Annotated in this window: 11 protein-coding genes; 7 read left to right on the top strand and 4 right to left on the bottom strand. The window is 75.7% G+C overall.

Translation table 11 applies throughout. The features are described 5' to 3' along the window. Nucleotides 1-210 precede the first annotated feature (210 nt). A complete protein-coding gene (locus tag CNX65_RS21425; protein ID WP_096495362.1) occupies nt 211-810 on the bottom strand; it encodes a TetR/AcrR family transcriptional regulator in 600 nt (199 codons plus the stop codon). Between the two features lie 130 nt (nt 811-940). Here CNX65_RS21425 and CNX65_RS21420 point away from each other — a divergent pair, with 130 nt between their 5' ends. From CNX65_RS21420 to CNX65_RS21410, 3 genes are all read left to right on the top strand, one after another. Further along, on the top strand, nt 941-2,113 hold the full coding sequence (locus CNX65_RS21420; RefSeq protein WP_096495361.1) for an NADH:flavin oxidoreductase: 1,173 nt from the start codon (nt 941-943) through the stop codon (nt 2,111-2,113). A 168-nt stretch (nt 2,114-2,281) separates the two neighbouring features. Further along, on the top strand, nt 2,282-2,557 hold the full coding sequence (locus CNX65_RS21415) for a hypothetical protein (protein ID WP_096495360.1): 276 nt from the start codon (nt 2,282-2,284) through the stop codon (nt 2,555-2,557). A 185-nt stretch (nt 2,558-2,742) separates the two neighbouring features. Then, entirely contained in the window at nt 2,743-5,424 is a 2,682-nt protein-coding gene (locus CNX65_RS21410) for a helix-turn-helix transcriptional regulator (protein ID WP_096495359.1), read from the top strand. 66 nt (nt 5,425-5,490) lie between these two features. On the opposite strand, the gene CNX65_RS21405 is transcribed toward CNX65_RS21410, so the two are convergent. Both CNX65_RS21405 and CNX65_RS21400 read right to left on the bottom strand, forming a co-directional pair. After that, nucleotides 5,491-6,180 (bottom strand): DUF2306 domain-containing protein, encoded by a 690-nt coding sequence (locus CNX65_RS21405; protein WP_096495358.1) that lies wholly within the window; start codon nt 6,178-6,180, stop codon nt 5,491-5,493. A 123-nt stretch (nt 6,181-6,303) separates the two neighbouring features. Next, nucleotides 6,304-6,741 carry a MarR family winged helix-turn-helix transcriptional regulator gene (locus CNX65_RS21400; RefSeq protein ID WP_096495357.1) on the bottom strand — a complete coding sequence of 146 codons (438 nt, stop codon included), beginning with the start codon at nt 6,739-6,741 and terminating at the stop codon, nt 6,304-6,306. Nucleotides 6,742-6,842: 101 nt separating this feature from the next. Here CNX65_RS21400 and CNX65_RS21395 point away from each other — a divergent pair, with 101 nt between their 5' ends. Both CNX65_RS21395 and CNX65_RS21390 read left to right on the top strand, forming a co-directional pair. Then, complete coding sequence (locus tag CNX65_RS21395) at nt 6,843-7,577, top strand: alpha/beta fold hydrolase (RefSeq protein ID WP_096495356.1); 735 nt, start codon at nt 6,843-6,845, stop codon at nt 7,575-7,577. 158 nt (nt 7,578-7,735) lie between these two features. Continuing rightward, complete coding sequence (locus CNX65_RS21390; RefSeq protein ID WP_096495355.1) at nt 7,736-10,078, top strand: hypothetical protein; 2,343 nt, start codon at nt 7,736-7,738, stop codon at nt 10,076-10,078. A gap of 62 nt (nt 10,079-10,140) precedes the next feature. On the opposite strand, the gene CNX65_RS21385 is transcribed toward CNX65_RS21390, so the two are convergent. Beyond that, nucleotides 10,141-10,815, bottom strand: a complete 675-nt coding sequence (locus CNX65_RS21385) for an AIM24 family protein (RefSeq protein WP_041838115.1) — start codon at nt 10,813-10,815, stop codon at nt 10,141-10,143. A gap of 172 nt (nt 10,816-10,987) precedes the next feature. On the opposite strand from CNX65_RS21385, the gene CNX65_RS21380 reads away from it, so the two are divergent. Both CNX65_RS21380 and CNX65_RS21375 read left to right on the top strand, forming a co-directional pair. Beyond that, nucleotides 10,988-11,395 (top strand): RidA family protein, encoded by a 408-nt coding sequence (locus tag CNX65_RS21380; RefSeq protein WP_096495354.1) that lies wholly within the window; start codon nt 10,988-10,990, stop codon nt 11,393-11,395. A gap of 540 nt (nt 11,396-11,935) precedes the next feature. Further along, nucleotides 11,936-14,854 carry a DUF4132 domain-containing protein gene (locus tag CNX65_RS21375; protein WP_096495353.1) on the top strand — a complete coding sequence of 973 codons (2,919 nt, stop codon included), beginning with the start codon at nt 11,936-11,938 and terminating at the stop codon, nt 14,852-14,854. Nucleotides 14,855-14,872 lie beyond the last annotated feature (18 nt).

The raw sequence follows: 14,872 nt of genomic DNA, 5'->3' as shown, positions 1-14,872 counted from the left end.
GGGCGCGGCCGAGGGGCCCCACGACCTCGGTGATCCGCGCGCGCCGCGTGGTGGCGCCGGGGAGGGCGGTCTTGGACCGCCGGTTCTCGGTGGTGCTCTCCACTGCCGCTCCGGGTGGGTCGTGGCGAGCGCCCCGGCTCGTGAGAGCGCTCTCGCATTCGTCGCGCGGAGCAACGTACACCCGGATCTGCGCGTTCGCGCCCAAGAGCGCTACCCCTCCGCGCGCTCCGGCCGCAGCCCGTCCAGCGACACCCGCAGCAGCCGCTCGACCTGCTCCGGGCGGCTGTCCCCGGTCAGCCGGGCGGCGTGCCCCAGGGACACCAGGAGCAGCAGCAGGTCGTCCGCGCTCGCGTCCGGGCGCAGCGACCCGGCCTCGTGGGCGCGCGCCGTCAGCCCCTCGATCACCGCCCGCAGCTCGCCCAGCCCCTCCACGTCCGGCTCCGCCCAGGCCAGCGCGAAGCACTCCGAGATCGCGCGGTGCCTGGCGTAGCCGCTCAGCGCCTGCCGGAAGAAGTCCGCCAGCGCCGCCCACGGGTCCTCCGCGCGCTCCGCCGCCTCGCGCGCCGACGCCGCCCAGGTCAGGAACTCCCGCCGCAGGATCGTGCGGACCAGGTCCTCCTTGGTGGGGAAGTGCCGGTACAGGGTGCCCATGCCGACCCCGCTCAGCCGGGCGATCTCGCGCACGTCGACGGCCGCGCCCTGCTCGGCCAGCACGCGGGTCGCCGCCTCGACGATCGCCTCCTGGTTGCGCGCGGCGTCCGCGCGGGGCTTGCGGCTGCGGGGGGCCTCGGCGGGCCGGTCGGCGGTCACCGGGCGACCCTACCAACCCGTTCCGGAGCAAGCGCTCCGCTTTGTGCTAACTTAGCGGAGCAGTTGCTCCGGATATGGCGCGCACCCGGCGCGCCGACCCTCCGGGACCGCTCACGAGGAGTTCCACGACATGACCGGCACCCACCCGACCGACACCGACCCGACCGACACCCCGGCGCGCGGCGCGGAAGCCCTGTTCCGCCCCTACCGCCTCGGCCCGCTCCGGCTGCCTAACCGCGTCGTGATGGCGCCCATGACCCGCGAGCACTCGCCGGACGGCGTGCCGGGCGAGGACGTGGCGCGCTACTACGCCCGGCACGCGGCGGGCGGCGTCGGCCTGATCATCACCGAGGGCGTCTACCTGGACGACCCGGCGTCCGGCCCCAGCAGCCGCACCCCCCGGATGCACGGCGACGCCGCGCTCGCCGGGTGGCGGCGGGTCACCGGCGCCGTGCACGCCGAGGGCGTGCCGATCGTGGCCCAGCTGTGGCACGTCGGCGCCGCCCCCGACGCCAGCCACTGGCCCGTCGCGGACTTCCGCCCGGTCACCCCGTCCGGCGTCGGCCCGGACGGGCAGCCGCTGACCGAGCCGCACACCGTGCTCGACCAGCGCGGCATCGACACGATCACCGCCTCGTACGCCCGCGCCGCCGCAGCCGCCGAGGGGGCGGGCTTCGACGGGGTCGAGCTGCACGCCGCCCACGGGTACCTGATCGACCAGTTCCTGTGGTCGGTCACCAACCGCCGCACCGACGCCTACGGCGGCGACGCGGTCGCGCGGACCCGCTTCGCCGCCGAGGTGATCGCCGCCGTCCGGGCCGCGGTGTCCCCGGACTTCCCGGTGTTCCTGCGGATCTCCCAGTGGAAGGGCAACGCCTACGACGCGAAGCTCGCCGACGACCCGGCCGCCCTCGGCCGCGTCCTCGCCCCGCTGGTCGCCGCCGGGGTGGACGTCTTCCACGCCTCCACCAGGCGCTACTGGGAACCCGAGTTCCCCGGCTCCGACCTCAACCTCGCCGGGTGGATCAAGCGCCTCACCGGCCGCCCGGTCGTCACGGTCGGCTCGGTGGGGCTCGATTTGGACATGGTCAGCAGCCTGTCCCGGCCGGGGGAGTTCGGGGAGAACAAGGTGTCCAACACCGGGATCGAGCCGCTGCTGCGGCGGCTGGAGCGCGACGAGTTCGACCTGGTCGCGGTCGGTCGCGCGCTGCTGGCCGACCCGGAGTGGCCGCGCAAGGTCCGCGCGGGCCGGGCTGACGAGGTCGCCCCGTTCGACCCGTCGGCGCTGTTCACGCTGGGGTAGCACCGAAGCGGCCCCGGTTCCTCCACCGCGCGGGGGAGCTTCCGGGGCCGTGGACCCCCTCGCGGTTGATCCGCCCCCCGGTGCCCGCGCGGCACGCTCGACGTGCTCGCGGACCACCGGGGTCCGCGCCGTGACCACGGCACCGGCCCTGCTCCCGGTCCTCAGGGCGTGACGGCGCCCCGGCACGACCTGATCGGCTTCGACCCGCGCGGGATCGGTCACAGCGCGGCGATCGAGTGCGCGCCACCGGAGGCGCAACCCGATCCGGCGTCGTCCACGAAGGACAAGGCGAGGGCGCTGGCGGAAGCCGACGCCGCCCGCAACCGGGAGTGCGCCGCCGGCGACCCCGACCTGACCCGCTCGCTCAAGTCCTTGCCCTGCGCGGAGTTCGCGGTGCGGCTGTTCGGCGCGGGGCGTGCTGAGGGCGGGACTTGTGCGGGATAGGTCCGGGACTGCGCTGAACCGAATCAAAACGACCCGTCAAGTGGGTGAAGTCGCTGGTCAAAAGGTGTCTTCCCCGCGCATGCGGGGGCGCGCCTCCGAGGGGCACCGGCAATGGATCTTCCCCGCGCACGCGGGGGTCCCAGCCCTGCCCGCCCCCTCACCCGTGATCAACTACCGTTTCCCCCATGACCACCCCGGCCCCCGCGTCCACCCCGCTGGTCGGCAGGGCCCGCGAGCTGGCCGCCATCGCGGCGGTGCTCGACGCCGCCCGCGAGGGCCGGGGCGGGGCCCTCGTCCTGACCGGGGAGCCCGGCGCCGGAAAATCCGCCCTGCTCGACCGGGCGCTCGCCGACTCGACCGGCTTCGCGGTGGTGCGGGCCACGGGGGCCGAGTTCGAGCGCGACTTCCCCTACGCCGGGCTCGCCCAGCTCTGCGTCCCCCTCCTGCCGCACCTCGACCGGATCTCCCCGCACCACCGCGAGGCGCTCGGCGTCGCGTTCGGGCTGGCCGAGGGCGCGCCCGACCCGTTCCGCGTGGGCCTCGCGACCCTCGAACTGCTCACCTCCACCGCCCGCGCCCGCCCGCTGCTGTGCCTGGTCGACGACGCCCACTGGCTCGACCCCGCCTCCACCACGGTCCTGACCTTCCTCGCCCGCCGCATCGCCGCCGACCCCGTCGCGGTCCTGTTCGCCACCCGCCCGCCCGCCACCGACCTGGACCGCCTGCCCGGCCTCGTCCTGGAGGGCCTGGGCGACGACGCCGCCCGCGCCCTCCTCGCCGCCTCCCCGCTGGACGAGCGGGTCCGCGAGCGCCTGGTCGCCGAGGCGCGCGGCAACCCCCTCGCCCTGCTCGAACTGCCCCGCGCGGGCGGGTTCGCCCCTCCCGGACCGGCGTCCGCGCCCACCCGCGTCGAACTCGGCTTCCGGCGCAGGCTCGACGCCCTGCCCGCCCCCGCGCGCCTGCTGCTCACCACCGCGAGCGCCGACCCCACCGGCGACCCCGACCTGCTGTGGCCCGCCGCCCGCCTGCTCGGCGTCGACGTCCGGCAGGCGGGCGCGGACGCCGCCGCCGCCGAACTCGCCGAGTTCGGCGCCCGCATCCGCTTCTGCCACCCGCTCGCCCGCTCGGCCGCCTACCGCGCCGCCTCCCCGGACGAGCGCCGCCGGGCGCACGGCGCGCTCGCCGAGGTCACCGACCCGCTCCTCGCGCCCGACCGCCGCGCCTGGCACCGCGCCCAGGCCGCCACCAGCCCGGACGCCGAGGTCGCCGCCGACCTGGAGCGCTGCGCCTCCCGCGCCCAGGCGCGCGGCGGCGTCGCGGCGGCTGCGGCGTTCCTGGAGCGCTCCGCCGCGCTGTCCCCGGACGCCGGACCGCGCCTGGCCCGCACCCTGGCCGCCGTGCGCGCCCACCTCGACGCGGGCAACGGCGACGCCGCCTCCGCCCTCCTCGGCACCGTCGACCCGGCCCCGCTGGACGAACCCCGCCGCGCCTCGGTCGACCTGCTCAGGGGCCGCGTCGCCTTCACCCGCCCCGACGACGGCAGCGGACCGGACCTGATGGCCCGCGCCGCCGAACGGCTGTCCCCGGTGGACGCCGAACGGGCCCGCGACTGCCTGGTCGAGGCCGTCGAGACCAGCCTGCTCGTCGGACGCGGCGGGGGAGTCGTCGACGACGTCGTGAGCCGTGCCGCCCGCACCGCGCCGCCGTCCGCCGAGCCCGACGTCCTGGACGCGCTGATCACCCTGTCCCGCAGCGGTTACCGCGCCGCCGCGCCCGCGCTCAAAGCCGCCCTGCACGGCACCGGCAGTCCACTGTGGACGCGCTGGCCCGCGATCTCCGTCATGGTCGCCGCCGAGCTGTGGGACCTGGACGCGCTCGCCGCCATCGCCGAGCACCTGGTGACCACCGGCCGCGCCCTCGGCTCCCCGGTCGCCCTCCGTCTCGGCCTGGCCCAGCGCGCCACCTGCGCCACCCTCGCGGGCGACGTCGCGGTCGCGCTCGCCGCCACCGCCGAGGAGGAGGCCGTGGCCGACGCGCTGGGCGAACCCCCGCTGGTCCACCCCCGCCTGCACCTGGCCGCCCTGCGCGGCAGGCGCGCCGACGCGCTCGAACTCGCCGGGTCCGAGCACCGCGGCCCCGGCGGCGGGGGCGTCACCAACCTGCACTGGACCACCGCCCTGCTGGCCAACGGCCTCGGCGACCACCCGGCCGCCCTCGCCGCCGCGCGCGAGGCCACCGCGCCCAGCAGGCTGTTCCTGGTCGGCGCGGTCCTGCCGGAGCTGGTGGAGGCCGCCGTCCGCTGCGGCGAGGACGCGGTCGCCGCCGAGGCCCTCGACGCGCTCACCGAGCGCGCCGAGGCCAGCCCCACCCCGTCCAGCCTCGGCGTGGCCGCCTGCGCGCGCGGGCTCGTCACCGGCGAGGAGGAGCACTACCGGGACGCCGTCGACCTCCTCGCGCGCAGCCCCCTCGTGCCGTACCGGGCCCGCGCCCACCTGCTGTACGGGGAGTGGTTGCGCCGCAAGGGCCGTCGCCGGGACGCGGTGGCGCACCTGGGGTCCGCCCGCGGGCTGCTGTCCGCCTCCGGGGCCGAGGGCTTCGCGCGCCGGGCCGAGAACGAGCTGCGCGCGGCGGGGGAGCGGGTCGACCGGCGGGCGGGCGCGGACCGCGAGAAGCTCACCGCGCAGGAGGTCGCGGTGGCCGGGCTCGTGGTCGGCGGGGCCACCTCGCAGGAGGTCGCGGTGCAGCTGTTCGTCAGCAAGCGCACCGTGGACGCCCACCTGCGCAACATCTTCCGCAAGCTCGGCATCACCTCGCGCAGGCAGCTCAAGGACCACCCCGACCTGGTCGCGCTGGACCGGCTGCCGTGAGCGGGCCGGTCCTGCCGCAGCCCGGTTGGCCGTGGCCAAGCCAGTCGCGGCCCAGCCGGTAGGAGCTCAGCCGATCGCCGCGGTCTGCCTCGGCGCGGGCGCGGGCGCGGACTCGCGGGTCTTGGGCGCCAGCATCCGGTGCACGATGAAGTACTCGGCGATCAGCACGTTCCCGAGCAGCCCGGCCCACGCGCTCGTGGTGTACATGTCCCGGTAGTCCACCCACGGCAGCAGCGCCATGCCGGTCAGCTGGTAGACCCGCAGCGTCACGGCGGCGAACGTCAGCGTGTAGTTGCGGACCGTCCACACCCGGTGCATCCGCACGTCGCCGCGCCGGATCGTCCGGTACGCCTCGAACGCCGTGTACAGCCACGCCGCGATCAGCATGGTGAACACCACCTGCAGCGGGAACCCGCTGGGCGTCACGACCGTCGCGTAGGCCGACGTCGCCGAGGCCGCGACGACCGAGAGCAGGTAGACCCGCCCGGAGATCCGGTGCGCGCGCGGGAAGCGGGCCCGCAGCCGGGGCACGAACTGCAGCGGCCCGATCAGCAGCGTGAGCCCGGCGGGCACCGAGTGCAGGACCAGGCTCGTGTAGTAGCCGACGATGGTCCGGTCGAGGGGGAAGTTCGCGCCACCGGTCAGGTAGGGCGGGACCGAGATGGCCGTGATGGCGATCGCGAGCGCGGTCACCAGGACCCAGGAGGCCCACCACCGGCGGCGGCGGGCGGTCGGGGACGGGGCTGCGGAGGACATGCGCGGGGCTCCGATGCTCGGGCGCGTCCGGGTTCGGTCGCGCTGTGACGAGCCCCGATGGTGGTCGCCGCAGCGGCGCCCGCGCGTCGGTCGGAGTTGCCCAGATCCCGCGCGCGACGTTGCCTAGGCACTTCCGCCCGGCGCCTGCCCCCGGCCGCCCAACGCCTTCTCCAGCAGCGCGAGCAGCTCCGCCCGCTCGCGGTCGGTCAGCACGCCCACGGTCTCCTCCAGCACCTCGTCGACGATCCCGGACCCGGCCTCGTGCGCGGCGATGCCCTCGTCGGTCAGCGCGTGCCGCACCGCCCGCCCGCCGCCGTCGACCCGCCTGAGCAGGCCGCGCTCGACCATGCGCCTGGCCAGCTCGCCCATCGACTGGTCGGTCTGGAAGGTCAGCGCGGCGAGCGCGCGCAGCGAGGCGTCCGGGTCCTCGCGCAGGTGCCGCAGCACGTCCCACTGCACCAGCGACAGCCCCGCGCCCGCCAGCAGCCGCCGGGTGGCCTCCCGGTGGTGCTGCCACTGCAACCGCTTGACCGCCAGTCCCACCCGCTGCTTCGAAGGCACGCCGAGAGCGTAGGCAACCCCGACGACAGCTGCAAGGTTGCTTAGCTAAGGAACCTGACCTAAGGTTCCTTAGCTAACAGGCCCACCCCGAGGAGGCACCCGTGAGCACCACCCGGATCGCAGGCATCACCGTCGAGCAGCACGACCGCACCCGCGCGTTCCTGCTCCTGCACGGCGGCGCGGGCGTCCCCACCGCGCGCCCCTTCGCGGCCCTGCTCGCCGAACGGGCGGGCGCGAGGGTCCTGGTCCCCACGCACCCCGGTTTCGACGGCGCCGACCGCCCGGACGCCCTCGCCACCGCGCGCGACCTGGCCGCCGCGTACGCCGACCTGCTCGACCGCCTCGACCTGACCGGCGTCACCGTCGTGGGCAACTCCTTCGGCGGCTGGGTGGCCGCCGAGCTCGCCCTGCTGGGCGGCCCCCGCGTCGCCGAGGCGGTGGTCGTCGACGGCATCGGCGTCGAGGTCGACGGCCACCCGCTCACCGACGTGCGCGGCCTGGCCCCGGAGGAGCTGCGCGCGCTGTCCTTCCACGACCCGGCCAAGGCGCCCCGCCCGCAGACCCCCGGCACCCCCGGCCCGAGCCCGGACGTGCGCGCCCTGCTCGCCTACGCGGGCCCCACCATGTCCGACCCGACCCTGCTGGGCAGGCTCGCCGCGACGCAGATCCCCGTCCACGTCGTGTGGGGCGAGAGCGACGGCGTCGTCGACGTCGGGTACGGGAAGGCCTACGCCGCCGCGATCCCCGGCGCCCGCTTCACCGTCCTGCCCGAATCCGGCCACCTGCCGCAGGTCGAGACGCCGGAGGCGCTGCTCGCCGCCCTCCTGGGCGGCTGACGGGCCTCGACCGCCGGGACCCCGCAGGTTCGCCTTGCCGCAGCCCGGAACCCCGCCGCCCTGCGGTTCACCGCTGCCGTCCCCGTCGAACCGCCACGCCGCGCGCCCCCGCCGTTCACGGTGTGCCCGGCACTGCCACGAACCCAGGGGGAACACGCATGGGACCGTCCGGAAGACCCCGGCGCGCGCTGCGCACCGGCCTGCTCGTCACCGCGCTGCTCGGCAGCCTCGTCACCGCGGCGGGAACGGCCTCGGCCGCCCCGTCCAGCTACTACCGGCACCCGTCGACCAGGGTGACCGTCGACTCCGCCAGCCCCGACACCTCGGACGCGTCCGCCGACGCCAGGACCGGGACCTGGGTGGACGAGGCCGGGACCAGCCACACCGGCAAGTCCTACCTCACCTACGACCTCACCTCGTACCTGCGCGCCGACGTCCTCAGCGCGAACATCGAGCTCGTCGAGCGCTCGGTCGCCGACTGCTCCGCGCCGCGCGCCACCGAGGTGTGGGTGGTCGAGCCGACCGGCCCGATCACCTGGGCGAACCAGCCTCCCGAGCTGACCAGGCTCGAACCCGCGCCCCAGGCGGGGGAGTGCCCCGGCTACCCCGCCTGGAGCGCGCACGACGCCGTCGCGCGGGCCGTCGCCGAGGGCCGCTCCTCCCTGACCGTGGTGGTCCGCGTCGCCGAGGAGCACCAGGCGGACCCGAGCAGGTCGCGCGTGCACGGGCTGGCAGGCTCGCCCTTGCGGGGCGCCTACAACCACCCGCCGGACACCCCGACGAACCTGTTCGTGGAGCACTACGAGTGCGGCGCCGTCCCGTACATCACCACCGGCCGCCCGGTCGTCTCGGCGACCACGCGCGACGTCAACGGGGGCGCCCGGACCGGTCAGCTCGCGTTCTGGCCGGTGGCCGAGCCGGGGCGGCGCGTCGAGGTCACCATGGACGACTACTCGAGCAGGTTGTGGGGGCACTTCCCCGAGGGCATGGTCCAGGACGGCGGGACCTACGCGTTCGCCGCGCGCAGCGACGACGGGCTCGCCAAGTCCGCCTGGTCCGAGCCGTGCGAGTTCACCGCCGACCTGGTGCGCCCCAGCCAGACCCCGAAGATCAGCTCCACCACGTTCCCGGAGAACAGCGGGCCGCCCGGTGACGGCGCGCAGGGCAGCCCCGGCGACTTCACGTTCGACGCGCTCGGCGACGAGCAGATCGTCGCCTTCGAGTACAGCGGCACCGGGATCGACGGCGGTCGGGTCGCCGCCGACCGGCCGGGTGGCCGCGCCACGGTCATGATCACGCCCACCAGGGACGCGCTGAACGACATCCAGGTCGTGGGGGTCGACCGCGCGGGCTGGCGCTCGCCGGGCGCCCTCTACCGGTACTGGGTGCGCGCCACCGAGCCCTACGCGACGGACCCGTACTTCGAGATCGGGGCGCCCACCGACGTCGAGCTGACCGCGCGCCTGGACGACGCGGTGGCGTTCGGCTACCGGCTCGACGGCGGCGAGGAGAAGGCGCTGCCGGTCGGCCCCGACCGCAAGGGCGTGATCACCCTGGCGTTCCCCGAACCCACGCCGGACTACTCGGGGCACACCTTGGAGGTGTGGACCACGAACGCGCGGGGCGAGCGCTCGGGCGTGCTCCGGAGGACCTTCACCGTCAACCAGGTCGTCCCCTCCATCTACCCGCGGCCGTGGTCGGGGTTGGTCGGTGAGAAGCGGGTCATCACGTTCGAGCCCTGGTCCAGGGACGACGTGGTCTCCTACGCCTACCGGATCGGCGACGGGCCCGAGCAGTTCGTGCCCGCGGTCGCCGACGGCACGGCGACCGTCGAGCACACGCCGACCGCGAAGGGCACCTTCGCCATCCGGGCGGTGAGCATCAACTCGGCGGGCTACCGCTCCGGGGTGGCCAACAGCCGACTGCGGGCCGAGGCCCCCGCGCCGACCGTGACCAGCGCGGAGTACCCCGGCGGTGACGACAACGGCGGCCCCGGCGTGGAAGGGGTGTTCACCCTCTCCTCGCCGCAGCTCCCGGTCGTGTCCTACCGGTACAGCTTCAACGGCGGGCAGGAGCGGACTGTCCCGGCGGGGCCCGACGGCACGGCGGTGATCCGGTGGGCGCCTCCGAAGCCCGACCACCACTCCCTCTCGGTCGTGGGCGTCACCGCGAGCGGGGTGGTCACCGACTCGAGGTCGCACTCGTTCCGGGTGAGGAAGCTGCCCCCGACCGTGACCAGCCCGCAGTTCCCCGAGGGCGGCACGCCGACCGCGCGCGTGGGGGAGCCGATCCGGTTCGTCGTGACGCCCGCGCTGGCGGGGTCGACCGAGGTGCTGTGGCGGGACCGCGACTCCGATCCCGGCACGGTCGTGCCGGTCGGACCCGAGGGGACGGCCGTGTTCGACCTCGTCCCGACCAGCTCGTACTTCCGCATGAGCTTCTGGAGCAGGAAGGCGGACGGCACGCTGTCCGGCGAGCTGCTCCGGACCTACTGGTTCTAGCGCGCCGCGCGGCTGAACCGCTCGGGGCGCACCGGATCGCGGTGCGCCCCGAGCGGATCCGCTCAGCCCGCGGCCTGGGGCGGCGGGTGCCCCTCGGAGGCCTGCACGACCACGATGCCCTGGCCGCTGAGCGCCAGCTGGTACGCCTCACCGGACCCGCGCCCGATCATCGCGCCCAGCTTGGCGGTCTTCTTGATCGAGGACTGGAGCGAGGTCGACCACAGCACGGCGGACTGCATGTCCACGTAGGTGGGCACGTCCACGTTGAGCACGACGGGCGTCCCGAACGCGGTCACGGCGAGCGCGCCGGTGCCGGTGAACGTGGTGTTGAACAGCCCGCCGCTGAGCATCGACGCGCCCTCGACGCGGTTGATGTCCCACTTGAGGCCGCTCTCGAACGCGAGCACGTTGCCGCCGTTGACGGTGACGGACTCGTTCTCCAGGTGCAGCACGAAGATCTCGTCGGCGTCCTGCGCGAGGAAGACGTCGCCGCTGCCGGAGACCTTCATCAGCGACATGCCCTCGCCGGTGAACGCCTTCTTGAACAGCTTCCCGATCCCGCCCGCGCCCTCGTAGGCGAAGTCGACGTCGCCCTGGTAGGCGACCATGGACCCCTGCTTGGCGAAGAAGAACCCGCCGCTGCCGGTGAGGTCGACCTTGAGCATCCGCTCGTTCTGGAGCTGGAAGCTGCCCGGCTCGACTTGCCGCTCGGCGTGGTTGAACAGTGAACTCCGCATGATCGGAATCGTCCCGGGTCCGGTGGCGCGCCGCGCGGTGATCGGCCGGGTCCCAGGGCGCCCGGATCGTCGCGCTCGTCACCCACCGACATTCCATAGCATTGCTTTGCTATGTTTGTGGGACGTGGGCGGTCCACACCGGACCGCCCACCGCCGACGTCTGGAGCAGACCATGGCCATCACCCTGATCAACCCCGAGGGCCTGCCCGAGGTGCCGCCCTACCGCCAGCTGGCGGTGGCCACCGGCTCGAAGCTGCTGTTCCTGGCCGGACAGGTGTCCTGGGACGCCACCGGGGCGACGGTCGGCGAGGGCGACCTCGCGGAGCAGGTGGCCCAGTGCTACCGCAACGTCGCGAAGGGCCTGGCGGGCGCCGGGGCCACGCTCGCGGACCTGGCCAAGCTGACCGTCTACGTCGTGGACTGGACCCCGGACAAGATGCCGCTGTTCCTGGAGGGCGTGGCCAGGGCGGCGGCCGACCTGGGCGGCGTGCCGGTCCCACCCGCGAGCCTGATCGGCGTCGCCGCGCTGGACGTGCCCGAGCACCTGGTGGAGGTGGAGGCCGTGGCGGTCCTGGACTGACCGGCGGCGCGGGGGGAGCGGTCAGCCCAGCTCCGCGGCCAACCGCTCCCGCGCCCGCCGCAGCACCTCGTCCTCCCAGGCCGCCCTGGCCGCCTTGATCGGAGCCGCGTAGCAGGGGGCGCCGAGCGCGCGAGAGGGCGTCGACCACGCGCACGAACCCCATCGGGTCGTTGTCGGCCCCGTCCAGGTACCGCCGCAGGTCGTCCAGGTACCGCTCGCACATGCCCCAGAAGCCGCATAGCGTCTGCAACGCGATCCGCACCAGCACGTCGTCGCCCTGGTGCGTCAGGTAACCCGCGATCAGCCCCTCGTACCGCGTGGAGCACGACCGCCCGAGCGCGTGGATCCGCTCGTAGGAGTGCTCGCCGAACGGGTCGGCCACCAGCGCGTCCGCCACCTCGGCAGCCTCGTCCGGCGTCAGGACGCCTGACCGTCCCAGAACTCCCGCACCCGATCGACCACCCCCCGATCCTCCCGACGCCGGGAACCGGTTTTGTCGTACCCCGCCGCTACCGTCCCCCCTGACGGAAAAGGGGAGCGATGGACGCCACCGAGAGCACCTACACCATGGGTCCGGCCCTGGCGCGCCACGTGCTGCCCCGGCGCGGCGACGGCAGCGCCCCCGAGCCGCGGAAAACACCAGGTCCCGCCGACCAGGCCCTGGCCGCCGACCTCTGCCTGCGCGTCCGCTCCCGCGTCCCCGCGAACCCCCGGCTCGACGCCTTCCTGCGCGGCGTCCCCGACCCGTTCGGCGCGGCCGTGCTCTACCGCGCGCTCGACAGCCTGGTCACCTCCCACGGCAAGGCCAGGGCCCAGCGCCTGCTCACCCGCCGCTGGGCCGCCGACCACGGCCTGCCGCTCGCCGCCGAGGCGGTCACCGCCGCCACCGCCCTCACCCTCTCCCACCAGCACGAACCCCACCCCGCACCCGAGGACCAGACCTACCACCCGTTCTGGACGCTCGACCGCGGCGCCGTCCCCCTCCGGCACGACCTCGCGCACGCCCCCGACGAGGTCCGCGCCGCCGCCCGCGACGCGATCGCCCGCCACCGCACCACCCCGGCCGCCCGCGCCATCGCCGCGTTCCTGCTGCCCGACGAGCCCGCCTGGACCGCCGAGCTGTGCGCCGAGATCGCCGCCGCCGACCCGGACACCCCCGGCCACGACCTGGCCCTCCTCGTCGCCACCGTCGCCGACCGCGCCCAGTTCGAGACCGTCGTCGACCGCGCCGACCCGGAGTGCCTCACCTCCCGCCCGTGGGCCCTGCCGACCCTGGTCGCCACCCTCGGCCCGGACGACGCCCTGCCCGGCCTCACCCGCCTGCTCCCCGCCCTCACCGCGCCCCAGCGCGCGAAGGTCCTGGACGTCGTCGCCGAGTTCCCGTCCGACGAGGCCCTCACCCTCGTGCTGACCACCGGAGCCCCAGCCGTCCAGCGCAAGGCCCGCGACCGCTTCCCCGTCCGCGCCGCCCGCCTCGCCCCGGAACCCGAGCCCGCCCCCGCGACCCGCCGGATCACCGAGGCCGACCCGGCCGACCTGCCCAGCCCGCTCGTGAACCCGCCGTGGGAAACCCCGGAACCCCCGGCCGCACGCCTGCGCGTCACCGACCGCCCGCACGAGCGCTGGCTGCCGGGGGAGCGCGAGGAGTGGGCCGCCCGCCCCCTGCCCGAGGACTTCGCCGACCCCGCCGGGCTCCCCGACTGGCCCGAGGCCGTCGCCGCGCTCCACGCGGGCGCGCTCGCCTGGCACCAGCAGTTCACCCTCCTCCTGAACGCCCCCGAGGACGTCGTCACCCCCGTGCTCGCCACGTGGCGCCCCGACTACCCCGTGCACCTCGCCGACTGGGCGCACCGCCTGGCCGCCACGCACGGCCACGCCGCGTCCGCCTTCCTCAGGGACGCCGTCAAGCACGTCCCGCGCGTCGCGGCCTCGGCCCTGGTCCCGCTGGCCGACGCCGACACCTCCAAGCTCCTGGCCGCCCAGCTGCTGCGCCGCACGCCCCCGCTCGCCGAGATCACCGCCTACTTCACCCGCCACGGCGCGCACGCCCTCCGCCCCCTCCTGCCCGCCCTGCTCGGCAGACCGGGGCCGTCCCGCCGCGCGGCCGAGGCGGCGCTGCGCCTGCTCGCAGGCCCCGAGCACCGCGAGCCGCTCCTGGAGATGGCCGCCGAACTCGGTCGCGCCGACGCCCTGCGCGCCCTCCTCGACGCGGGACCGCTGGACTCGCTCACCCCCACCGCCCCACCGGGCTGGCTGAACCGCGCGATCCCCGCCCTGCCCCCGGTGCTCGTGGCGGGCCGCGCCCTGCCGGAGCCCGCCGTGCGCAACCTGCTGCACGTCCTCGCCGCCCACCCCGACGCCCGCCGCGCGGGCCTGGCCCCGGTCAAGCGGGTCTGCGCGGCGGACTCGTTGGCGCGCTTCGGCTCCGCCCTCCTGCACCGCTGGCTCGCCGAGGGCGCCGACCCCGCGTCCACCTGGGTCCTCCAGGCCCAGTCCGACCTCGCCGACGACCGCGCCACTGCCGAGCTCGCCGCGCTGGTCGCGCGCTGGCCGGGCGAGGGCAACCACCAGCGCGCCACGACCGGGCTGGAGGTCCTGGCGGGCACCGGCACCGAGGAGGCGCTGCGCGGCCTGGACCGCATCGCCCGCACCGCCAAGTTCCCCGTGCTCAGGGCGGACGCGACCCGCCGGATCACCGAGGCCGCCCGCGCGGTCGGCCTGGACGCCGAGCAGCTCGCCGACCGCCTCGTCCCGCACGGCCGCCCCGCCGCCGCGGTGGTCCGCGACCAGACCAAGCGCCTGGAGCGCGCCATGGTCGAGGGCCGGACGTGGAGCGCGGCCGAGTTCCACGGCGTCCTGCGCGCGAACCCGCTGCTGCGCGACCTGGTCGACCGCCTGCTCTGGTCCACGGCGGGCGGAACCCGCTTCCGCGTCGCCGAGGACGGCACCGCGGCCGACCTCGCGGACACCCCGGTCCCGCTGCCCGACGACACCCGGCTCCACGTCGTCCACCCGCTGGGCCTGGGCGCCGACCTGCCCGCGTGGGCCGAGCTGCTCGCCGACCACGAGGTCGTCCAGCCCTTCCCGCAACTGGGCCGCCCGGTGGTCGCCCTGACCGCCGCCGAGCGCGCCACCAGCACCCTGACCAGGTTCGACGGCGCGCAGGCCGCACCGGGGGCGCTGCTCGCCCTGGTGCGGCGCGGCTGGCGGCGCGAGGACCTCGGCGGCGGCCAGTCCGAGCCGTGGCTGACCAAACCCCTGCGCGGCAACGTCGAACTCGTCCTGCACCTGGACCGGGGCGTGCCGTTCGGCTCCTTCGCCGGGCTCCCGCGCATCCGGCTCGGCGCGCTCGACCTGGTCGAGCAGGGCTCTCCCGGCCCGGAGCCCCTGTTCGGCGACCAGGACCCGGTCCGGCTGTCCGAGGAGCTGGCGCACGTCGCCGCCGCCGCGACCGGCTGACGACCCGATCGGGCGAAC

The organism is Actinosynnema pretiosum (assembly GCF_002354875.1).
Lineage (GTDB): Bacteria > Actinomycetota > Actinomycetes > Mycobacteriales > Pseudonocardiaceae > Actinosynnema > Actinosynnema auranticum.
The sequence above is the reverse complement of the archived record's forward strand: the minus strand, read 5'-3'. Positions and strand labels throughout refer to the sequence as shown.

What these genes read in the sequence shown, in the direction of transcription:
- CNX65_RS21375 (WP_096495353.1), top strand. Translation starts at nt 11,936, where the DNA reads ATGGACGCCACCGAGAGCACCTACACCATGGGTCCGGCCCTGGCGCGC.
- CNX65_RS21405 (WP_096495358.1), bottom strand. Translation starts at nt 6,180, where the DNA reads ATGTCCTCCGCAGCCCCGTCCCCGACCGCCCGCCGCCGCCGGTGGTGG.
- CNX65_RS21410 (WP_096495359.1), top strand. Translation starts at nt 2,743, where the DNA reads ATGACCACCCCGGCCCCCGCGTCCACCCCGCTGGTCGGCAGGGCCCGC.
- CNX65_RS21390 (WP_096495355.1), top strand. Translation starts at nt 7,736, where the DNA reads ATGGGACCGTCCGGAAGACCCCGGCGCGCGCTGCGCACCGGCCTGCTC.
- CNX65_RS21420 (WP_096495361.1), top strand. Translation starts at nt 941, where the DNA reads ATGACCGGCACCCACCCGACCGACACCGACCCGACCGACACCCCGGCG.
- CNX65_RS21380 (WP_096495354.1), top strand. Translation starts at nt 10,988, where the DNA reads ATGGCCATCACCCTGATCAACCCCGAGGGCCTGCCCGAGGTGCCGCCC.
- CNX65_RS21385 (WP_041838115.1), bottom strand. Translation starts at nt 10,815, where the DNA reads ATGCGGAGTTCACTGTTCAACCACGCCGAGCGGCAAGTCGAGCCGGGC.